This window comes from Microvirga arvi (assembly GCF_016892765.1).
In the GTDB taxonomy this organism is placed as follows: domain Bacteria; phylum Pseudomonadota; class Alphaproteobacteria; order Rhizobiales; family Beijerinckiaceae; genus Microvirga; species Microvirga arvi.
Genome location: NZ_JAFEMD010000009.1, coordinates 37669 through 59056, shown reverse-complemented (window position 1 = coordinate 59056; position 21388 = coordinate 37669). Strand labels below are relative to the sequence as shown.

Below are 21388 nucleotides of genomic sequence, written 5' to 3'. Positions count from 1 at the left end.
TCGGGGTCAGAGGCGCAAGCGCTTGAAGAACCGCTCGGGAATACTGCCGATGACCATCATGACAGGTCGCCAGATCGGGCGTACATAGATCACATCCCGACCGTTCTTTTCCGCTGCTGTGAAGATAGCCTGGCCCACCTCGTCGGGCTCTGCGGTCAGAACGGGAGGCAGCTTCATGCCTGCCGTCATCTGCGTGCGCACGAAGCCGGGCTTGACTGTCACGACCCGCAGGTCCTTCGGGGCAAGGCGGTTGCGCAGACCCGACAGGAAAGCCGTGAATCCTGCCTTGGCCGCTCCGTAGAGGTAGTTGGAGCCGCGGCCACGATCCCCTGCAACCGAGCTTACGCCGACGATGGTACCATATCCCCGCACCAGGAAGCGCTCCGCGAAAAATCCGAGAAGGAGCGCCGGCCCCTCAAAGTTCGTCCGCAACACAAGGGATGCATGGGAGAGGTCGCTCTGGCCAAGCACTTGGTCGCCCAACTCACCGACAACGCAGACGACCGTATCCGGCAGGGGGGACAGGCTATCGGCGAAGCTCCCGAAAGCGGCAGTGTCGAGAACATCGAGCCGGTGAACCGTCACCTCGGTTCCGGTGCGAGCGCGGACATCATCGGCGTTTCGACAGGCCTCCTCCTCGTTTCGCGCAGCGAGTTGTACCCGCCAACCAGCCTGAGCGTAGTGCAGCGCCGTGGCGCGTCCGATGTCGGAGGTGCCACCAACGACGAGGAGGGTTTTCGAAGGTGTCATCAAATGCCTAGCCGTACCGACAGACGCGAAGAAATCCTGCCGGTCGCACCGATGGCCCGCCTCTGGTCGCGAAAACGGGGCAATCCCGGATAACCGGCTTCGAAGGTTGCAGGCGACTGCCTTGCATCCTTGGCTAGATAGAGCCGCCCCCTCGCTTCGACCACCAAGCGGTCAAGCTCATCAAGCAGGGGGAAAGCTTCGTCGCTGACCGGCAGATCGAGGGTAAGGGTGAAGCCCTCAAGCGGAAACGAGAGGTTGCCATGGCCAGGGCCGAGCTGCTTCAGCACGGCCAGGAATGAAGCGCTGCCATGTTTGGAGACCCGCTCCAGGATGCTGCCGAGTGCGGATCGAGCCTGCGCGGTGGGGACGACGCATTGATACTGAAGGAAGCCGCGGCGGCCATAGATGCGGTTCCAGTTGCCGATTCCGTCGAGGGGAAAGAAATACGGATCCCAATGCACCAGGAAGGGATAGCCGGATTTCACTGCTCCTGCCCGAAAGTAGAACTCGTTGAAAGCGGATACCGAGAGGCGGTTAAGGGTGAAGGAAGGCAGATCGAGCGGAACAGCCAAACGGCCGAGCTTGGAGGCTGGGTAGGGCTCTGCATCCGGGCGAAGGGCATCCAAGTCCCGCAGGGTGGCATGCTCGGCCGCAAAGATCAGCGAACGGCCCAGCGCAGCGCCTCGAGCCAAGCAATCGACCCAGGCCACGGAATAGGTGGCATTGCTCGTTTCCTGAAGGGCACGAATGGCGTCATCAAGGTTGCGAGCGACGGTGGTGGTCTGGCGCATCCAACCGGTCTCAATGGACCGGAGGCGGAAGGTGGCATCGAGGATGGTCCCCGTGAGACCCATCCCGCCGATCGTGGCAGCCAGCAGCTCGGGGTTCTCCTCGCGCGAGCACGCGACCGTGCTTCCGTCCGGCAGGGCAAGGGTCAATTTTTCCACATGATCGCCAAAGCCGCCATCCCGGTGGTGGTTCTTGCCATGGACATCCGAAGCGATCATGCCGCCGATGGTGACGAATTTTGTGCCTGGCACCACGGGTAGAAAGAAGCCATGTGGAACCACGACGTTCAGAAGATCGGAGAGCAGGACGCCGGCTTCCACGCTGACGCGGCCTGTGGCTGGATCGAAGGCTTGGATGCGGTCGAGCCCCGTAGCCAGGAGGGTGACCCGTTCTCCGATAGCGGCATCGCCATAGGCACGTCCATTGCCCCGGGCCACCAGCCCTGTCCGGGAGGCCATCAGCAGAGGCAGGGCTTTGGGAGAGGCGGGGCGGAGCGCCTCCGATCGATGGCGAGGATAGCGTCCCCAGCCGGTGAGCTCCGTCATGCCTGTCGCTCCCTGAACACGAAGGTTCGGTCCAGGATGAACTTGGCGGCATAGCCGATCGCAAGTCCAAGCACGGCACCCGTATATTTTGCCAGATCCGTCTGCCAGATCATCCAGAAAGCCACTTCAAAGCCCCAGAAAACCAGTGTGGTCAGGACGCTGAAGGCACCATAGAGGGCGATCTTCTGGAGCTCTTGCTGGCGGCCTCCATAGTCATCGTCGAACACCCACTTCTTGTCGAGCATGTACTTCAGGAAGAAGCCTGCGGCCGTTCCCATGACGATGGAAGAGGCCAGGGGAGCAACAGGAGCGATGCGGATGGTCACCTCCTGGGTGCCGAGGTTGACCAGGGTGGCAACGATTGCAAACAGGACGTAGCGGACGAACATCATGGATCCACCGCTTCAATCCCGATCCGGACAGGGCGACAGGAGAGACTCGCGCTGTCCCATCATCTGCTTCTGAGACATGGCTTTAGACAGCGGCTATGATCAAGGCGACTGCGGCTGCCACGGTAAGAAGGCTCCCTCGGTCTCTGAGAGCAAATACCACAGGATCGTCATCCATGACTCGCCGCCCGGCCAGCATCAGAGCACGTGCGATCCAGAACATGAGAAGCGGGCCAACAAGCCAGAGGAGCTGGGGGCGCGAATAGAGCTCGTTGACGCTGTCGCTGGAGATGTAGAGCGCCAGGATGGTGACGGCGTTGAAGCCTGCAGCTGCGGCCAGGGCCGCCACGATATCGAGGTCGCTGTTCTTGTAGTCGCGGCTGGTCGGATCGGGGAGGTTAGCATCGCGGCGACTGGCCAGTTCCACATAGCGTTTGATCAGAGCCAGCGACATGAAGATCATCATGCTGAAGGCGATCAGCCACTCCGATGCAGACACGGATGTGGCGACGGCGCCCCCGACGACCCGCACCGAATAGAGGCCTGCCAGCGTGATCACATCGACCACCATCATGCGCTTGAGCACGAAAGAATAGGCCGTTGTCAGGGCAAAGTAGCCGAGCAATACGCCTAAGAACGGCAGCGATACGATGGATCCGACGGCGAGGGATGCAAGAAACAGGATGGGAATGGCGACGACGCCATGCATGAGGGGGATGGCACCGCTCGGCAAGGGCCGCTTGCATTTGCTCCGATGCCCCCTGTCATCCTGCAGGTCCACCAAATCGTTGAGGATGTAGATGCTCGAGGCGCAGAGCGAGAAGGCGACGAAGGCCAGAATGGCTTGGGCGAAAGCCTCCGGAGTGAACAGGTGGGCCGCAAGGAGAGGGAGAAAGATGAGGGTGTTCTTGGCATATTGATGCACGCGCAGCATCCTGGCCCAGGTCCGCCAGGTCGGGCGGGTATGGTTCAGGTGCTCTGCATCGGGACATTGCCGGGCGAGCCTTCGCCTCACGCCGACAGGGGCCCGAATTGCTATGGACTTGGCAGCCTTCCCCCACACGGGAAGATCGGCCGCGTCATTGCCCACATAGTCGAAGCCGCGCTCTCCAAAGACTTCGACGAGTTGCTGCGCCTTCCTGAGTCCGACCAAATTCGTGGTCTCGTCCGAGGCGAACCAGCCCGTGAAGAAGCCAAGATGATCGGCGATGCTTTCCACCAGACGCTGATGGCTGGCGGAGGCCAGGTAGACGGGGCGGCCTGCAGCCCTCGCTTGGCGTATCAGAGCCAGAACTTCGGGATCGTAAGGTAATGTGCTCGGATCGAAATCGACCGGCTCTGACAAGCGGTGCTTAAGGGCGGCTTTGCCACGGGACAGGGCCATGAGCATGTCGACGACGGATTGGGGGCGACGGCCGAGTTCCGAGAAGACCGTCTCGATCAGCAGGTCCGAAGCAATGAGCGTCCCGTCAAGATCGACGACGAGAGGACGGGTACCCTCCTGTACGGGCGTAGGGATCTCAAGGGTCGTCCAGTGCGCCTCGTCCTTCTCATACGGGTGTCCAAAACGCTCACGATGGTGGAGGCTGCGGGAACGGGGGGGCAGGATCTGCGATTTCAGTTCAGATGGTGCCAAGGGCCCATGCTCCCTTTCCTGAGAAGCTTCGCCGGCGGTCGTAGGCAATCGCTCCGCCGATGGTACATGGAGCGCAACCGCACCACGCCAAGCGATCCCTTCTCTCCAACCACGGCGCGCCATCCTTTAGCAGCGCCAAGCTTTCGTTATATGGCAATCGGGCGGAACTTGAATGCGGACCAACAAACGTGGCCGCGATGTGTTTCAGGCGCAGTTCGGCCTCTTGTGGGAAGAGGCTTGATGACGAAGGAGCGGAGATGAGGCTTCCAGCAGGAGTTTTTTAACCATCGCCCTTAACCCACATGCAAGGATGTTGGACCAGTGTCTGTCTCTATCCATGAGGAGGATTTGAGATGGACGAGTGGTCAGGACGCAAGTGGGAGCCTGTTACCGAGGAACGCCTGCTCCGGGCGATCGATGTGCTCGTCGGGATCGCGAAGGAACATGGGTCGACTTTCGACCCGGTTCTCGAAACCGTGAGACAGGAACTCCACGATTTCCGAAGCCGACATCAATCTGCTGCTGATGTGAGCCAGAAGCCTGAGGTTTCCCTACGCATCGCCGGTTGAGAGCGTATTCGAGAAACAGGAGACCGAAGATGCCAGCGGCAACGCGGGGTCTGCTCTCCCGCTAGGCGGCTTCGGCTCAGGCAGGCTGCAACTGCTCCTCTCGCACGAGGCGATCGGGACCTTCGTGAAATCCTCTGACATGATATTGGAAGCCGGCGTTATCGGCTGGCAGAACGCGCGTGACCTCCCATACTTCCTGCGGGTCCGTGGCGCCGATGGTTGTGACCATGTTGAGAAACGCTTCCACCGTATTCGTGCTTGCAAGCTTGACCAGACGAACTTGGTCTCCGACTTTAAATTTGTGCGACGTCATGGCTTGGTTCCCCCGCTTAAAAGCCACCTGAGCAGTAGGAACTAACATAGGTTAGTTTCGTTCCAAGCCTCATGATGAACAATTATTCACAACACCACTCCCCCTGCGTTCTGCTCGTCGAGGATGAGCCGCTCGTGCGGATGGCTGCGGCTGACGACCTTCAGGAAGCTGGCTTTCATGTCTTGGAGGCGGCCAATGCTGACATTGCCCTGGCTGTCTTGGAATCCTGCTCCGATGACGTGCAGGTTCTCTTCACGGATATTGACATGCCAGGCTCCATGAACGGATTGGACTTGGCTGAAAGTGTTCAGCAGCGCTGGCCTCATATCTCGCTTTTGATCTCTTCGGCTTATCATCAGCCAGTTCCCGGACAGATCCCGGATGACGGGCGGTTCGTGTCGAAACCTTATTGCAGCGATGATGTTGTTCAGCAGATTCGCGAGCTCGTGACGAGCCATTGATTCAAATCTGCGTTTTTAAGGTGGGCTAGCGCCTTGGAGGTTGATCGTCACAGCGATCGTGAAGCGGCTGGTTGCTCCAGGTTGGATGAAGATAACTCCAGGCTTGTCTGAGAAATCGCCTTCATAGCCCTCTGGATCCGCGTGGCCCTGCCAGGGTTCGATACAGATGAACCCCGCTCCGGGTTTGGTCCAGATCCCCAGATGGGGCATTTGTGAAAAGTCGACCCGCAACGAAGCACTGCCCGGGGCGCCGTACTCCACAGAGCGACTTCTGAGTTGATCGAAAACCAGGGCATCCGTCTCGAAGAGGCTGTCATGCAGGACAAGGGTACGTCCCTGAACGGGGCTGGGCTCCACCTCTTGGCTGAGCAGACCGTCCACAGGCCGACGGACAGATGCCGGTTCTTCGTGCTCGAACCGGATCTGATGCGTCCCGCGGGGAGCACCATAAGGCAGAGGCCATCTGAAGGCCGGATGGAAGCCGAAGGAAGCCGGCATGAGCGTAACGCCCGTATTCGTCACGGCGGCCGTGATCCTCAAAGTCTCACCCTCTGCCGCATAGGTCACATCAAGCTGAAACGGAAACGGATAGCACTTGAGCGTAGCCTCGCTGGCGCAGAGCCGGAGACGGCACATGGATGCGCTCACTTCTTCGACCTGGAAGAGAGACGTCCGGGCGAATCCATGTTTCGGCAGTTCATAGGCTGAGCCGTTCACATGAATGCGGTCGTTTCTTACCCGACCGACGATGGGAAACAGCAGAGGAGAGCGTCCGGCCCAGAAGGTCGGGTCTCCATCCCAGAGCCAATCCTGTCCCTGCCCATCCTGAAGCCGGACGAGTTCTGCCCCTTGGGCAGATACGTAGGCCCGCAACTGTGGGCTTGAGATGGTGACAGTCATTCCTTAATGCTCCTGCTCCCGGTACGCTGATTCCAGCATGGACGTTCGGGTAGACAGATGGGGTCGTGAGAGGCCTAGGCAAGACAGATGCCAAGGTTCAAGAAGAGCAGGAAGCTTGTTGCTGATCTACCAGATCGGGGAGGGACTTAGATGACGAAGAAGTCAAAGCACGTCATCTTGAGGTTCTTCGATAGGGAGGCGAACTGAACCTGATTCGTTGTGCCAATGCCATCGGCGTCGTAGTACAGCTTTCCTTTGACCTTGTCGTAAATGATCCGATCCTCGGCATCCCGAGCTTTGGTGCCGGTCGTAAACATGTCGGCAGCCAGCCTGTGTGGCTTGGAGGATGTTCCTGATCCCACTTTCCTGAAAACTGCATTGTCCAGCTGGAAACTGTCATCGATGACATTGAAGTCGACAACGCGATCGATATTTGTATTTGAGCTAAGTTTGGCATTGAACACAAAGACATCCTTGCCAAAGTCTCCGTAGAGGGTGTCCTTGCCTGAGAAGCCTAAAAGACGGTCGCTGCCTGCTCCACCCTGCAGTAAATCGGAACCGAGGCCTCCGTTGAGAATGTCGTTTCCGGTGTTTCCGAAAATCGTATCCTGCCCGCCTCCTCCGTTAAGCGAGTCATTGCCCCGCCAGCCCCAGATCGAATCGTTGCCGTTCGTGCTTGCCTGATAATAGGCAACGACGGCGTCGAGCGTTTTCAGGGCGTCTATCCGTGGAACAGTAGACGTGCCATCCGTTACATTGGGGCCCGCCGATCGCATCAGGTGAAGAAGCGTCATCACGGGGATCGTCCTGCCGCCCGTGATCTCTTGTGAGAGATCCTGCGCCAAGGCCACGAGACCGCTCACCATCGGTGCCGCTACGCTCGTACCGCCCATTGCACCATAGGTGCCGCCCATCGTCGACGACATGATGTCGGAGCCAGGGGCAGCGAGATCTGACATGGTTGAGGAGCGCTGGCTGAACGACGAGAAGGCACTCCCGTCATCAAGCGTCGAGGCAATGGACCAAGCATAAGGGGAAGCGGACAGATAATTCACCCCTGGTGCGCCGTTATAGTCGTTTCCCGCTGCAATAACTGCCGCAATGCCTGCTTCTGTGAGCGTCTGGATTTCATCTGACAGCTCTGTCAGCACCTCAGTGTCATGGTAGGTGTTGCTGATACCATAGGACATGTTCACAGCAGCGATGTTATAGTCGTCGTGATGGTCGACGACCCATTGCCAGGCCTCTTCCATGTCAGCCGTCGGAGCGCTGCCATCCGTGTCGCTGCCAATCTTGAGAATGATCAGATTCACTCCCGGGGCAATGCCAAGATGGGCTGGGTCCTGCGATCCCAACACGCCCGTGACATGAGTTCCGTGGCCGTAACTGTCGCTGGCATCGTCATCATTCGTTCCATAAAAGTCATGCTGGAACAGAATGCGATCGGCAATCCCGTTGCCGTCTCTGTCATCCCCAATCGCCGGATGGTCGAGGTCGGCTCCTGTGTCGATCACGACCACCGTCGTTCCGGTTCCATCGATGCCGGCATAAAGAGGATTTTGGCGGAAACCACTGAAATTGATCAGGGAAGCGGCTGACGGGATGTTCGCAGCACTGCTTGGCGCTGCATTGATGACATCTGTCTCTATCAAGGCATTATCCTGAGCCACTTGGCTTGTATCGGATGCGTTCAAAGGCAGCTGCAGACCAAGAGGTGAGGCTCCGTGAACCATGCTTCATCCTTCCAACAATTCTTTTGGCGAGAGAATTGAGATTTCAAGGATATGAGATAGTGACGGTTGCAGGGCAGATGTCAACTATACTTGGGTTATTGGAACTTTTGCCAATATTAAGAATGTAATCGTAAGCGATATATAATGATGGTCTAGCTAAGTCTCTAGTATATTATTATATCAAAGCTATCATGGCTTCAGACTTGTATGCTGGAAACAATAATCTGGTGGAGCAAAGCTCCTCACAGTACGTTGCATGACCGACGCAGCCAAAGGCCTTCCGCACGACTCTGCGTTGAGGTTGGGTTGTTCGCGTAGTTCGATGTTCATCATCTGCAACCGAGGAGCTGAGCGGCGGCAGCGGGTCAACTGGTAAGACGATCAAAAACGAATGCATTAATTCGCCCGCAGACGCCGGCGGTCCAAAGCCAGTCCACCTTGTTATGAAGCGACTCTGGTGAGCCAAGCTGACATGAAAGGTTATCTGCCTAGCAATGCAGCTGTTCGGTCAGGACGGGGTCTGACAAGCATTGCAATCCACCGGCCCAACAGATCCGGGATTTGTGACGCGGCCATTGGCTTGGCATACAGGAAGCCCTGCGCGTGATCGCAACCCAACTCGCGCAGCCTTCGCGCCTGACCGTGAGTTTCAACTCCCTCTGCCGTAACCTGAAGCTGCAGGCTCCGCCCGAGTCCGATGACGGCTGCGACGATGGCTTCATCATCAGAGTCCTGCTCAAGATCCCGCACGAAGCTGCGATCAATCTTGATATGGTCGACCGGAAATTGCTTCAGATGAGTGAGGGAGGCATATCCAGTGCCGAAGTCATCGAGCGCAATTTGGACGCCTTGCTGCCGGAACTGAGTGAGAGCCGAGGAAACGTTGTCCGAATTGCGGCCAAGGAGAACGGTTTCAGTGACTTCCACTTCGAAGAACGAGGCTGGGATCTTCAGCCAATCAAGCGTCCTTAGAAGGTTGTCGACAATACCCGACTGGCTGAATTCGGCTGGCGAGAGATTGAGCGCAACACGGCCAAAGGGGAGATTCTGATTAAGCCAGCTACGAACATCCGCTGCAACTTTGGCAATGACCTGCTTGCCAATCGAAGCCGCAATGTCGTGGTCCTCGAAGACTGCACCGAAGTAGCTTGGGGTGAGAATGCCTTTCGTGGGGTGTTGCCACCGAGCCAAAACCTCAAGTCCGACGATCTCTCCCGTCGTCAGGCAGACTTTCGGCTGATAGAAGGGCACTATCTCGTCGTTTGCAATCGCCTCGCGCACTCCCCTTCCGAGAGAGACACGTTGCTCGATGACGCTTCGCATCTCGGGGGAGTACGTAATGACCCGGTTGCGCCCCTGAGACTTGGCTTGATACATTGCTATATCAGCATCCTTGATGAGCTCAGCTGGGTTGCCGTCATGGTCTGGAAAGGCCGCGATCCCGATGCTCACGCGGCTGGTCAGCGTTCGCTTCTGATAGATGAAAGGCTGGCGCAGCATCTCGGCGATCAGTGAACCGAGCCGCGTCGCATTGTCCAGTTTCAGGGGATCAACGACGAGGACGGCGAATTCGTCACCGCCAACACGCGCCACGGTATCGCACCCGCGAACCATGGACGACAAACGTCGCGCAGTTTCCTGCAGAAGGGCGTCTCCGGCGTCATGGCCGAGGGTATCGTTGATGTCCTTGAAATCGTCCAGATCGATGAGCAGGAGACTGATGCTCGTGCCGCTCTGGTTTGCGTGCTGAAGGGCAGCTTCGAGGCGATGCTGAAAAAGGGTGCGGTTCGGGAGGCCGGTCAGCGCGTCATGATTGGCCGAATGCCAGATTTCCTTCTCTGCCTCCTTATGCTCGCTGATGTCAAAGGTAACGCCCACGATCCTGTCCGGTCCGGCTTGCTCTCCGCGGGCGCGCAGCCACCGGGTTTCTCCGGTGCCCATCAAATAACGGCATTCTACGGAGCTCGCTCCATCCATCTGGATGTGCTCCAGGAAGCTTTCCACCTTATGGTGATCTTCAGGATGGATGCCCGTCATGAACGTCTTGTCGAAGCCCGGCTTGATTCCCAGTAGCGCGAGAGCGTTCTCTGAGCGGGTGGTTGCGCCTGACTGGGGATTGAACTCCCATGCGATCATGTGAGCAGCCTTCAGGGCAAGTTGCAGACGTTCTTCGCTCTCCCTCAGAGCCTGTTCTGATTGCTTACGCTCATGGATATCCATGGCCATGCCGAACCATTGTTCGATTTTGCCATTCTCGTTTTTTAACGGCTGCCCACGAACGATGAACCAACGATACATGCCATCTGACGCACGCCGGAATGAGATCTCAACCTCGAAGGGCTCCCCCATGCCAAGAGTGTTCTTCCATAGTTCAAGAACCTGCTCACGATGCGATGGCTGGATGACTGAAGTCCAGCCATTTGACGACTTCTCGTCGGGTCGAAGACCTGTGTACTCGTACCAGACGTCATTGCAGTAGGTGAACTTCCCGTCCGGGTTGCTGAACCACACAACCTGGGGGGAGTGAAATGACAGCGGCATGATATCGACGAGCGCGCGAAGGCGCTTCTCGCTTTTGCGCAGACACTCCTCAGTCTCGCGGAAACCTGTAATGTCCCGCGAGATGCAGAGATAGCCCTGGGGTGTGCGATTCCGCCCCATGATGGGCGTAATGATGACGTCCCACCACTTCTGCGTTCCAGTCATCGTTGCCCAAGAGCCTTGAAAACGCCCCGTCTCGCCCGATTTCGCAGCTTCAACCGCCTTTTGGATATCCTCCCCTGAAATGCTGCCCCAGATCTCGGCCCAGGGTCGGCCTTCTATCTTGCTGAAATCTTCTACTTCCATGGCGCGCAAACCACCTTGGCTCATGAAGCGGAGGTGACCTTTTAAGTCGAAGACCTTGATGCAGTCATCGGAACTTGCGAGCAGGCGGCGCGTGAACTCCTCGTTCTCGGCGGCTGTCCTGATGGCGAGCTTCAATTCAAGCTGGCACATGGCGGCCTGCGCTAACGTGGTCAGCGCTTCTCCTTGTTGCTCGGTAAGGCCCTCAGGGCGCGCGACGTGATCGAGAACGCAGAGCATCCCGAGGGGCAAACCATCCTTTGTTGTGAGAGGAACTCCCGCGTAAAAGGACAGACGTGGTTCTCCCTCCACTATGGTCCTGCCCTGGAACCGGGGATCCAAGCTTAAATCGGGAACAATGAATAGGCCGGCTTGCTGGATGGCATGATTGCAGACAGAGGCTTCGCGGAGTGTCTCTATAAGCTCAAGTCCGATCTTGGCTTTGAACCATTGACGACGTTCATCGAGGAAAGAGATGCAGGCGACCGGAGTGTTGCAGATCTGGGTCGCTATCTTCACGATGCTGTCAAACTCAACTTCCGGCTCCGAGTCCAGAATGTCGAACTTCTGAAGCGCGGCAAGGCGGTCGACCTCCTTCCATCGAGGCAGATTGCTGTGACCATGATGCTGTATCATGCAAAAAACTGCCCATTCGAAAGCATATGAGATGTTCAACAATGTCGGACTTCAACCGACCCAACGGAGTGGCGTCATGCCTCGAGCATCTCTCGACCCGTTGCGTACTTCTGATCCGGGCTGACCGGTAAAATGGCGGAGCGTCATGCGGCCCTCGGGAGAGGGCTTGCCATAGTGCTGATCTATTGTCCGCAATGATTGAACGATAGTCAGATGAATGAGGTACTTGGCTTGCTGTTCATGGTCAAGAAGCAGCAGAATGGAGCAGAGTATAGAGTTAACAGAGACCTCATAAGCTTACCCCGAGAGCCACAGGGTCACGAGTCATCACGTGAAGCCGAAGAGTGTTGAACGGATGAAGCTATGGGACGCTTAGGGTGCCTGTAAGACGAGAACCCCAGACCAGTTCTTTTGACCCATTTTCGCAGCGGCCCCATATCCGGCTTCGGACGCAGTATAGGTGGTTCTACGTAGCCTCGAATTTCGGTAAATACGTATGAATTGAGTTACAAGTCATGGCTGCCGTCCATGACAAATTTGCAGGGGAATGCCGCGCATTCCAAAAAAGCCAAAGCCAACAGACCCTTGGCGCTCCCGATCTCCTCTCGCTCCATTGAGGTGAAAGCCTATGAACGCGCGTAAAGCTTTGATTCATGATGATTAAAGACCATTAACCATAAGCGGGCTACATCTCCCTTTATTTACGTATTGTACGCGATGAGATCAAAATATAGCTTCCATCTCAGCCGCCTGATCATGATGATCAAAGAATAAAAATGATAGGCAGCAATAAAAGAAATACGATACGCACTTAATTACTAAGGCGGGGCAGAAGAAATGTATATCGTCGTCGATGACCGGCAGATGGTTACGTCCGGATATGTTGCGAGCTTCAAGCGTGAAGGCATATCCTCCCTTGGCTTGTATGCAGATGAGTTCAATGACTGGCTGGAGACGGCCTCCGATTCCGATTTAGAGGCCGTACAGGGCTTCCTGTTGGGTAGCTTCGAGGAGCGAGTTCATTCCGCTGAGAGCATCCGCCGCTACTCCAAGGCCCCAATCATCGCTTTGAGCGACGTCCGCTCTCTCGAAGAGACGCTGGAACTCTTTACCGCGAAATTCGATGACGTTGTTCGTAAACCCGTCCACGTCCGAGAGATTCTCGCAAGAGCTGAGGCTGTCTGGCGTCGGGTGAATGCGAGCTCCGGAAAGAAGGCCCAGGACGACGGTGATCGGCTCAAAGTCTTCTTCGATGGCCGCGACCCGGAAATCGATGGCTTCCCGCTGGCTCTTCCGCGACGCGAGAGGCACATTCTCGAGTACTTGGTTCGCAAGAAGGGACACCGCCTCACCAAGAAGCAGATCTTTGATGCCGTCTATGGGATCTACAGCGATGACGTCGAGGACAGCGTTGTCGAGGGCCACATCAGCAAGTTGCGAAAGAAGCTGCGCCAGCGTCTTGGGTATGATCCTATCGATGCAAAAAGGTACATCGGCTATTCCTACGTAGGGGCTGCCTCCTGATTCCCCGACAAGAGATTCTGACTGCCGTCAACGTTCATCGACAGTCAGTACAGTTCCTGCCTTCGCTGGCGCTGAAGATCAATGTGCTCCGATCATCCTGCAGGATCGCATCAGTCGAATTGGTTGATTGAACCGGACCTTGACTCGGTGCCTTCAAGAACTGAACGGCGAATTCAATTCGTCAGACCATCACGACCTTGAGACATAGTTCAAGTTCCTTGAGGTAGCGGGTTCCGTTTAAGGCATAAGCCTTAGATCCTTCTGATAATGTCTCGCTCCTAGACGTCCGTTTCCTGAACATGCATTCGCTTTGCGCCAACAGCGCGCATACCCCATTCGGTAGGCAAACGTAGACATAGCGCGCGACTGTAATAATGACTCATATGTTCTCATCGATTTCTGCTCATAGATCAGCGAATTAAAACACGCATTCCAAAGTTGCGTTAACTTTATTGCAGGAAACAGCGCCTTATTCTTACTCAACGTCACGATTGCGGCTGCAGGGACGTCAAGCCAAGCCGAGCAATTCTTCGTCTGCACTCCTGCCGAAGTAATGATCGGTCAAGTCATTCAGCTTATATCATCGAAGCTGACGCGGCAGGCGGAGTGTGCTGCAGCAGGGTTGTGAAGAACAAATATTTGCCGGTGACGGCATAGGGAAGTGGGGGCGGTTACTTCTCGGCTCCTGAGTACAGGGCCGAGGTCTATCCTTCAGCTTCCAGGCATGGACATGAGGTCCAGTGCTTTATTGCCGGCGTGAAGGCCGTACGATTCTCCATTCTGAAACGCCAGACGATCGGTGGCTTTCAGTTCAAATAGTAAGAGTTGAGACACGGCAATGGACGACCTTCTTCTTGAGTTTCTTACAGAGACCAACGAGCATCTCGAAACGGTCGACGTGGAGATGGTCCGTTTCGAGCAGGATCCTAACAACGAAGCAATCCTCAGCAATATCTTCCGCTTGGTTCATACCATTAAGGGAACGTGCGGGTTCCTGGGGCTGCCCCGGCTTGAAGCGCTGGCCCATGCAGCGGAAACGCTGATGGGCAAGTTCCGTGACGGGATGCCGGTCACGACGCCAGCTGTATCGCTGATACTCAGCACTCTTGATCGCATCAAGGAAATCCTCGGAGAATTGGAGCGCCAAGGGGCAGAACCCGAGGGATCGGACAGCGATCTGATTGAGATGCTGGACAGAATGGCTTCTCATGAGCCTCCGGCCCCGGTGGGTGTGCCATCCCCGGAGCCTGTTCAAAAAGGAAACGGGACATTTTATCAGGCGCTTGAGCGGGAGTTGAAGCCCGGCGAGGTTTCGCTCGATGAGCTGGAGCGTGCATTCCAGGAGGCTCCTGGCCCCGAAAAGTCGACAACCAGCGGGACACTGACATACCAAGTCCTCGAGCGCCCTCTGAAGCCTGGCGAGGTTTCACTGGACGATCTCGAGCGCGCATTCCGGGAAGCACCAGGCCCGGCACCTCTGGTTATTGACAAACCCGCTGCGAAGTCTTCGAGTGCAGACCCCATAATCTCCTCTGTAACTCCCGCAGTTTCAAAGAAGAGCACGGAGGTTTCGGAAGGTAGCGAGGGCGGCGAGGGCATCGCCGGGAAAGTTCAGACCATCCGCGTTAACGTGGATACTCTCGAGCACCTCATGACGATGGTGTCCGAGCTGGTTCTCACCCGAAATCAACTTCTCGAAATTGCCCGCCGAAGCTCCGAGGACCATGGCTACAAGGTACCTCTGCAGCGCCTGTCGCAGGTGACGGCCGAGCTGCAGGACGGGGTGATGAAGACCCGGATGCAGCCGATCGGAAATGCCTGGCAGAAGCTGCCTCGTGTCGTGCGCGATCTTGCGAACGAGCTTTCGAAGAAGATCGAGCTCGTGATGCAAGGCGCCGATACCGAACTTGATCGTCAGGTTCTCGAGGTCATCAAGGATCCGCTCACCCATATGGTTCGCAACTCGGCGGATCACGGCATCGAGAGCCCTGCTGAGCGCAAGACAGCGGGAAAGTCGGAGAAGGGAACGATCCGTCTCAATGCCTATCATGAGGGTGGCTCGATCACGATCGAGATTTCCGATGACGGCAAGGGGTTGAACTTCGCCGCCATCAGAAAGAAAGCCGCCGAACGTGGGATCGCGAACGACGCCGAACTGGAGCGAATGAGCGATGCTCAAGTGGCGAAGTTCATCTTCCATCCGGGGTTCTCGACAGCCGCGAAGGTCACATCGGTATCAGGCCGTGGCGTCGGCATGGATGTGGTCAAGACGAATATTGAGTTGATCGGTGGAACGGTCGATATTCGCTCCGAGCAGGGACGTGGCACCACGTTCACGATCAAGATCCCACTGACCCTCGCGATTGTGGCCGCGCTGATCGTGTCCTCCAAGGATCAGCGCTTCGCCATCCCGCAGGTCGCCGTGTCTGAACTCGTGCGTGTGTCCCCGTCATCGGAGCACTCCATCGAACGCATCAATGGAACCCCGATCCTGCGCCTGCGTGACCGTCTGCTGCCAATCGTGCCATTGTCGAAGGTCATGGGTCTGTCCGGCAATGAGGATGCCGATCATGGCTTCGTCGTTGTGACGCAGGTCGCGCAACAGCGTTTCGGCATCCTCGTCGATGGCGTGTTCCACACGGAGGAAATCGTCGTGAAGCCGATGTCCTCCAAGCTGAGGCATATCCAGCTTTTCTCAGGCAATACGATCCTCGGTGACGGCGCGGTTGTCTTGATCATCGATCCCAATGGGCTTGCCCGCATGGTGGGTTCGGAATCTGACCGGAATGAATTCCAGAGCGATGCAACCCACGAGCAGGCTGTTGTTGCTGCGGACGAGATGACGAGTCTGCTAGTCTTCCGTGGCAGCGGAGAGAGCTTGAAAGCCGTCCCGCTGTCTCTGGTAACACGCCTCGAGGAAATCGAAGCTTCATCGATAGAATGGTCGAGTGGTCGCCCGGTTGTTCAATATCGTGGCCGGTTGATGCCACTCGTTTCGTGCGATGAAGATCTCGGCATCAAACGTCAGGGAATGCAGTCTCTTCTGGTATTCTCGGACGGAGAGGTATCGATGGGACTAGCCGTCGCGGAGATTGTCGATATCGTCGAGGACAAGCTCGATATCGAACTCTTTGCGGAGCGCTCCGATCTTGTCGGTTCGGCGGTAGTCCGGGGACGCACGACTGAGATTGTCAATGTGGCGCATTACTTGCCGCTGGTTCTTGAAACGTGGTCTCGCAAGGACCGGAAAGGCGAAGCAGAGAAGTCGCTGCTCCTCGTCGATAGCTCGACGTTCTTCAGGGATATGCTGGTGCCGGTACTAAGGGCATCGGGCTATCGCATCCAGACCGCGTCTACAGCCCAGGAAGCGGTTCGGCTGCTATCTAACGGGCTGAACGTCGACGTGATCGTGACGGATCTCGAGCTTTCAGGGCATTCGGGTTTTGCCTTGGTTGCCTCCTTGCGGGCTGATCCGCAACACAGCCAGACGCCTGTCATTGGTATGACCGTAAAGCCTGATCCTCAGCAGATTGCTCTAGCGAGGAAGCTGCACATCTCCGAGATCGTCTCAAAGATCGATCGCAGAGGTCTTCTCTCCGCTCTAGCAGAGCTCAACGGATCTCTCGAAGAGGCTGCCTAATCATGAAATTGATCGATTCACTATCTTCTGAAACCGCGAAAATCACTTCGAAGCAGATGGAGTTCGTAACGGTTACCGTAGCCGGGCAGCTGCTTGGCCTTCCCATAAGCCGAGTGCATGATGTCTTCGTCGTGAGCGAAATGACGACTGTCCCGCTTGCACCTGGGGAGATCGCAGGCCTCTTGAACCTCCGTGGAAGAGTTGTAACAGCGGTTTCGCTACGTCGGCGTCTCGGACTGAACGACATCTACGAGGGAAGTCGCCGCATGGCTGTCGGACTCGAGAACCAGGGAGAGGCGTACGGTCTTCTCGTGGACGACGTGGGTGAGGTCCTGAAGCTGGACCCTGACGAGATGCAGCCGAACCCAGTACATATGGATCGCGGTTGGGTCGGGCTTTCACAGGGCGTTCATCAGCTTCGGAATCAATTGCTGATCGTGCTCGATGTCGACGCGGTTCTCGCATTCGAAACGGAGCGGGAAGCTGCGTAAGGCTTTTCCGCTCAACGCAACATGTCTATTGTAACTATTTAGGATGCCTTGTCGTGAGTCTCGATCTTTCCACACCCGTCCTCGTCGTAGACGACTATCAGACGATGGTCAGAATTCTTCGGAACCTTCTCAAACAGATCGGCTTCAACGACGTAGATGACGCTTCCGACGGCCAGGCGGCTTTTGAGAAGCTGAAGGCCAAGAAGTATGGGCTCGTGATCTCCGATTGGAACATGGCGCCCATGACCGGCTATGAATTGCTTCAGCAGGTGCGCTCTGACGCGGAACTGAGCTCCTTGCCGTTCATCATGGTCACCGCCGAGGCAAAGACAGAAAACGTCGTCGCGGCGAAGAAAGCTGGTGTCAACAACTACATTGTCAAGCCTTTCAATGCCGAAACCCTCCGGTCGAAGATCAGTACTGTATTCGGCGTCTAAGTATGCCAAGAGCGACAATCATGAACCCGAAAAAGAGCTATCGTATTGAGGCGAGTCTCGGTGGCATCTCGCAAGACGAAGGAGTTTTCGAGCGTCATTCTGAAATCATGAGCATGCTGGCAACGATCAGGGAGTCGATCGTTCCTGCAAAGGAGATATCGACCTCCCTGCTTGAAGAGCATAGACGCGACATGCAGGAAGCGCTTCGCCTGAAAGCAGAGCTCGATTCCATTTATGAGGCAATCGAGCGTACGAAGAGGGAGATTGCGACGCTTCGATATGCTGGTGCTCAGGGAAAAGAAATCACTCGGGTCACGGATGAACTCGGAGCCATCGTGACTGGGACCGAGACGGCCACGAACTCTATTCTGGCGGCTGCTGAGCGGATCGATGAACTCTCCAGCAACCTGTCGTCCCGGCTGTCCGGCGGAGACCAGGATATCTCTCGTGAGATTCTCGATAACGTGATTAGCATCTTTGAAGCCTGCAATTTTCAAGACATTACCGGCCAGCGTATCAGCAAGGTCGTGAATGCAATGAAGTTCGTCGAGGAACGTGTTCATCATATGATGGATATCTGGGGTGGTATGGAAAGCTTCAAGGATGTCAAGACGATCGACGATCCGAAGCGTCAGGGGGACAAAGCACTCCTTAATGGGCCTGCCCTAGTGTCGGATACCGGCGTGACATCTCAAGACGACATCGACGCCCTGTTTAACTAAGGTTGCGTTTAACTCGCCGAAGTTACCAGATCATCTGGAGTCAGCCTTAGACCGGCTGGGCTTTTTCACTCGAAACCCGTTTGATCAGAGAACTTACCTAAGCAAGTCCTGCAGTGGCTGAGTGGAGACTAGATCTAGTATTCTTCGCAGGCCCGCTTCATTGATCGTGAGAATGACCCCGCCGCACACCTTGGATGAACCGGCGAAGCCATAGTGCAGGGTGTTTGCCGGACGCAACCCGCCGGTGCGGCTGGAGAGATGGCCCTGCAGGGCTCCGGCTCTCCCGACATGGCCATTTTTAATCCCCAAGCCGGTAAATTGCCCTACCACAGGATGAGGAATGATCCGCAGCCGGTCCTTCTTGTGGAAGGCGATCGCGAGATTCGCTGTGGCAAGCGCGACGGCAATGTTTTCTTCGAAGTGAAGAAAGGCTTCAAAGCTGACGGCTTCCTGAGATGACTCGAAGCTGTCGAAGACCGCAACAGCATCCAAGTTGTCCAAACATAAGACAGTACGAGCGTGATCATATGTAGGGCCATGCACATTCGTTCTTATGCGAACGGCATGTGCTTCATCGAGCGAGATACTTGCCTCAATCCATCCGAGGCCCGCAGATTGCTCGCGTGTGTCCGGGATGGCCACATTATGCGCTCTTGAGGAAAGCAGATACTGACGTGCAGGGCCGGCCTCATGAGGTCCGGACCCTCCAGAATCGGTTATCCACCTCACCCCGCGAGCTGTGTAAACGAACGACGTACAGTCGCTATGTCCATTCTCATGGCGCTGCTCGTGAATGGTGGCACAGAAATAGCTCCAATTGGGCTTCTGCAGGTAATATCGAAAGGAAAGCAAACCTGCAGGATTCGAGATAAGAGCCTTGGGACCCAATGGATATGACAATTCTCTGGAGAGCTCCGGATCCGATAAGAGATGCCTTCCATACTCGGAGATGAGGCGACGCAACCAGGATGCATGGTGGTGGTTGTGCGGAGTGTCTCCAAACGGGGGGAGCATGCCAGCAGGATCGGTTGCCGCAACGGCTATCTTGAGGTTGTCCTTCAGACGATTGCCGAGTCGATGCCTGAACTCCTCGCACTCTGGGAGCTCCTGCAGTTGCTGCCTCAGAATCATGCCCAGGGAGATCAACTCTAGGCGATAATACTGGGATTGTTCACTCGATGATCCATCAGAACCTAGAAGCTGATCGAAGCCGATGCGCAGCTGGTTTAGAGCTATGGATCGCCAGTAGGTGGAAAGAGGAAAATCTGGAAGTCCGTTCGAGATGGCAAACAGCGCACAGGCTATGCGGATCTGAAGAACGGATTGCAGAAAGATGTTCTGCCCGAGGATCTCGGACAGGGCAAATCCATGTCGGATGATCTCCGCAGCAATGATCCGGGTTTTCTCGAGATGCCGCTTCTTCGTGGAGGATGTGGCCGCAAGCAGTCGAAGAAGAACATCCGTGCGTGTAGCCACTGACGCAGGGTAAGCGCTGAGCGGATCTCTTGGTTGCCCCCAAGCATTGGCAAGAGACCAAGACACGGCAAGGTCGAGAGCCTTCTGAATTGCTCCTGGATTATGATCTTTCGTGAGATCCAGCAGCCAGGACAGAGACTGATATTCCAGCCGCCATGCCGGTGACTGATACGGATCTTCAGTCCAGTCTGGGGTTTGAGGCAGGGACCAAGCTTCAAAGTTGCCGAGTGTCAGCTGTCCCTGGACGAAAGCTGCGAGCGGGCTTTGCTGAACTGCAAGCAGCTTCTCGTGTATCGTTGGAGCCGCCAGGAGCGTCGGGCGATCGATCAGTTCGTCAATAAGACTGGTATCCGTGAATTTATGCGCAGGTTTCGATTCCGCCTGCAGTCTCCTGTAGACTTCCTTTACGAAGGCAGGTGCATCGGTAGGTTCATCGGACAGAATGCTCTCCAGCTGAAGGTTGTCGCCAAGGGACGTCTCAAGCGGCGCGACAAGGCTGATCTCAGAATCATCCCGCCAGACTTGGAAACCGAGGTCAACCGCTACAGTCTGGTCAGGTGGAGTCAGTTCAATCGTGAAGCGCCTCGTCTGGCGATGAACAGGAATGTCGATGTAAGCTCCAACGACGGGGGATACCGGTAGGTCATTGGGCGGTGCAATAATTTCCCCGTGTCTGTTGCGAAAAATGACACGCGCTAAAGCGCCGTCGCTTTTTGCAATCTCGCTGACCAATTGCCCCCGAATAAACAGCGTTTGGATGGGCACGACACCATAGCGGAACCACACTGGCTCAGTGCTCAGGCGAAACCATGAGCGGCGCGGATCACTGATCGTCGAATCCGATGGATCCGGAGCAGTGTTCTTGTGAACCTCGCTGCCGGCAGCATGAATGATCTGCGAGAGTTTGGGATCGATCACCGTAAAGGGATGGGAGTTGCGCCAGCTGCGAAACGTAACAGTGGCATGTTTGGCCGGAGAAGGAATGAGGAAAGTGATATGGACCTTCCCCGTATGCATGTCGTCACTGCCCCGCTCGTAGTAGCTCGGCCCTGCGACATTGCAGCTGTGGGGATCGAGTTGGGCTCTGGTCAAACCCGGAACATGTGCGAAGTCGATGCTCGATCCGTCCTCGGTCAGGAAGTTTACACCGACCATGGCGAAGTCGTGAGCCGTCCGGCTCTTTTCCTCGGGATGCCAGGAGATCTGAAAGTTCAGCTCGCACCAACTATTTGCGGCTAGGTCCCTGAATTCAAGAACGGTCCGTGACCAGCGGTTCTGATTGGAAACGATGTGCTGACGTTTCCTGCCGGACTCTTCCTGGCCTAATTCAGTGTCACGCTCTGGAGCCGTTGGTAGGATCTGTCTGACATCGGCCATTGGGGCACCAGAGTTCTCTGTTTGGATTCTTGGTCGAGGATGTATCTGCCATAGCAGAGTGAGCAGGACCAGATGCCGCGGCTGGATACGCTGAGAAGGAGAAACCGCCTGCCGCGTTTTGTAAGTTTGACCAATCTTGCCATGTCTCTTCGACGC

Annotated in this window: 16 protein-coding genes; 7 read left to right on the top strand and 9 right to left on the bottom strand. The window is 56.2% G+C overall.

The genetic code is table 11. From position 1 onward, the window contains the following. Positions 1–6: 6 nt before the first annotated feature. The 4 genes from ILT44_RS07685 to ILT44_RS07670 form a co-directional block, all read right to left on the bottom strand. The gene (locus tag ILT44_RS07685; protein ID WP_204238991.1) at positions 7–750 is read right to left on the bottom strand and encodes an SDR family oxidoreductase; all 744 of its coding nucleotides are present in this window, start codon (positions 748–750) and stop codon (positions 7–9) included. Further along, a complete protein-coding gene (locus tag ILT44_RS07680; RefSeq protein WP_204238990.1) occupies positions 750–2084 on the bottom strand; it encodes an FAD-binding oxidoreductase in 1335 nt (444 codons plus the stop codon). The genes ILT44_RS07685 and ILT44_RS07680 overlap by 1 nt, the downstream gene beginning before the upstream one ends. Continuing rightward, complete coding sequence (locus ILT44_RS07675) at positions 2081–2476, bottom strand: GtrA family protein (RefSeq protein WP_204238989.1); 396 nt, start codon at positions 2474–2476, stop codon at positions 2081–2083. Before ILT44_RS07675 ends, ILT44_RS07680 begins: the two co-directional genes overlap by 4 nt. An 82-nt stretch (positions 2477–2558) precedes the next feature. Beyond that, the gene (locus ILT44_RS07670) at positions 2559–4109 is read right to left on the bottom strand and encodes a UbiA family prenyltransferase (protein ID WP_204238988.1); all 1551 of its coding nucleotides are present in this window, start codon (positions 4107–4109) and stop codon (positions 2559–2561) included. Between the two features lie 353 nt (positions 4110–4462). Here ILT44_RS07670 and ILT44_RS07665 point away from each other — a divergent pair, with 353 nt between their 5' ends. Then, complete coding sequence (locus ILT44_RS07665; RefSeq protein WP_204238987.1) at positions 4463–4678, top strand: hypothetical protein; 216 nt, start codon at positions 4463–4465, stop codon at positions 4676–4678. A gap of 76 nt (positions 4679–4754) precedes the next feature. Here ILT44_RS07665 and ILT44_RS07660 read toward each other — a convergent pair whose 3' ends face one another. Further along, positions 4755–4991, bottom strand: a complete 237-nt coding sequence (locus tag ILT44_RS07660) for a hypothetical protein (RefSeq protein WP_204238986.1) — start codon at positions 4989–4991, stop codon at positions 4755–4757. A 71-nt stretch (positions 4992–5062) separates the two neighbouring features. Here ILT44_RS07660 and ILT44_RS07655 point away from each other — a divergent pair, with 71 nt between their 5' ends. Next, a complete protein-coding gene (locus ILT44_RS07655; protein WP_239467989.1) occupies positions 5063–5452 on the top strand; it encodes a response regulator in 390 nt (129 codons plus the stop codon). A 15-nt stretch (positions 5453–5467) separates the two neighbouring features. Here the strand turns inward: ILT44_RS07655 and ILT44_RS07650 are convergent, their stop codons facing one another. From ILT44_RS07650 to ILT44_RS07640, 3 genes are all read right to left on the bottom strand, one after another. After that, on the bottom strand, positions 5468–6352 hold the full coding sequence (locus ILT44_RS07650) for an aldose 1-epimerase family protein (protein WP_204238984.1): 885 nt from the start codon (positions 6350–6352) through the stop codon (positions 5468–5470). A gap of 146 nt (positions 6353–6498) precedes the next feature. Further along, positions 6499–8085 carry a S8 family peptidase gene (locus ILT44_RS07645; protein WP_204238983.1) on the bottom strand — a complete coding sequence of 529 codons (1587 nt, stop codon included), beginning with the start codon at positions 8083–8085 and terminating at the stop codon, positions 6499–6501. 480 nt (positions 8086–8565) lie between these two features. Then, positions 8566–11565, bottom strand: a complete 3000-nt coding sequence (locus tag ILT44_RS07640; RefSeq protein WP_204238982.1) for a bifunctional diguanylate cyclase/phosphodiesterase — start codon at positions 11563–11565, stop codon at positions 8566–8568. Positions 11566–12402: 837 nt separating this feature from the next. Here ILT44_RS07640 and ILT44_RS07635 point away from each other — a divergent pair. From ILT44_RS07635 to ILT44_RS07615, 5 genes are all read left to right on the top strand, one after another. Continuing rightward, positions 12403–13089, top strand: a complete 687-nt coding sequence (locus tag ILT44_RS07635) for a response regulator transcription factor (protein ID WP_204238981.1) — start codon at positions 12403–12405, stop codon at positions 13087–13089. A gap of 838 nt (positions 13090–13927) precedes the next feature. Next, a complete protein-coding gene (locus ILT44_RS07630; RefSeq protein WP_204238980.1) occupies positions 13928–16729 on the top strand; it encodes a hybrid sensor histidine kinase/response regulator in 2802 nt (933 codons plus the stop codon). 2 nt (positions 16730–16731) lie between these two features. Next, on the top strand, positions 16732–17220 hold the full coding sequence (locus ILT44_RS07625; RefSeq protein ID WP_204238979.1) for a chemotaxis protein CheW: 489 nt from the start codon (positions 16732–16734) through the stop codon (positions 17218–17220). Between the two features lie 53 nt (positions 17221–17273). Further along, positions 17274–17657: a response regulator gene (locus ILT44_RS07620; protein WP_307826360.1), complete on the top strand. Its 384-nt coding sequence runs from the start codon at positions 17274–17276 to the stop codon at positions 17655–17657. Positions 17658–17677: 20 nt separating this feature from the next. Next, positions 17678–18379, top strand: coding sequence for a protein phosphatase CheZ (locus tag ILT44_RS07615; protein WP_204238978.1), 702 nt, complete (start codon positions 17678–17680; stop codon positions 18377–18379). A gap of 93 nt (positions 18380–18472) precedes the next feature. Here the strand turns inward: ILT44_RS07615 and ILT44_RS07610 are convergent, their stop codons facing one another. After that, a complete protein-coding gene (locus tag ILT44_RS07610) occupies positions 18473–21232 on the bottom strand; it encodes a heparinase II/III domain-containing protein (RefSeq protein WP_204238977.1) in 2760 nt (919 codons plus the stop codon). Positions 21233–21388 lie beyond the last annotated feature (156 nt).

Coding starts and splice junctions, on each gene's coding strand:
- ILT44_RS07685 (WP_204238991.1), bottom strand. CDS start 750: ATGACACCTTCGAAAACCCTCCTCGTCGTTGGTGGCACCTCCGACATC.
- ILT44_RS07680 (WP_204238990.1), bottom strand. CDS start 2,084: ATGACGGAGCTCACCGGCTGGGGACGCTATCCTCGCCATCGATCGGAG.
- ILT44_RS07675 (WP_204238989.1), bottom strand. CDS start 2,476: ATGATGTTCGTCCGCTACGTCCTGTTTGCAATCGTTGCCACCCTGGTC.
- ILT44_RS07665 (WP_204238987.1), top strand. CDS start 4,463: ATGGACGAGTGGTCAGGACGCAAGTGGGAGCCTGTTACCGAGGAACGC.
- ILT44_RS07660 (WP_204238986.1), bottom strand. CDS start 4,991: ATGACGTCGCACAAATTTAAAGTCGGAGACCAAGTTCGTCTGGTCAAG.
- ILT44_RS07655 (WP_239467989.1), top strand. CDS start 5,063: ATGATGAACAATTATTCACAACACCACTCCCCCTGCGTTCTGCTCGTC.
- ILT44_RS07650 (WP_204238984.1), bottom strand. CDS start 6,352: ATGACTGTCACCATCTCAAGCCCACAGTTGCGGGCCTACGTATCTGCC.
- ILT44_RS07645 (WP_204238983.1), bottom strand. CDS start 8,085: ATGGTTCACGGAGCCTCACCTCTTGGTCTGCAGCTGCCTTTGAACGCA.
- ILT44_RS07640 (WP_204238982.1), bottom strand. CDS start 11,565: ATGATACAGCATCATGGTCACAGCAATCTGCCTCGATGGAAGGAGGTC.
- ILT44_RS07635 (WP_204238981.1), top strand. CDS start 12,403: ATGTATATCGTCGTCGATGACCGGCAGATGGTTACGTCCGGATATGTT.
- ILT44_RS07630 (WP_204238980.1), top strand. CDS start 13,928: ATGGACGACCTTCTTCTTGAGTTTCTTACAGAGACCAACGAGCATCTC.
- ILT44_RS07625 (WP_204238979.1), top strand. CDS start 16,732: ATGAAATTGATCGATTCACTATCTTCTGAAACCGCGAAAATCACTTCG.
- ILT44_RS07615 (WP_204238978.1), top strand. CDS start 17,678: ATGAACCCGAAAAAGAGCTATCGTATTGAGGCGAGTCTCGGTGGCATC.
- ILT44_RS07610 (WP_204238977.1), bottom strand. CDS start 21,232: ATGGCCGATGTCAGACAGATCCTACCAACGGCTCCAGAGCGTGACACT.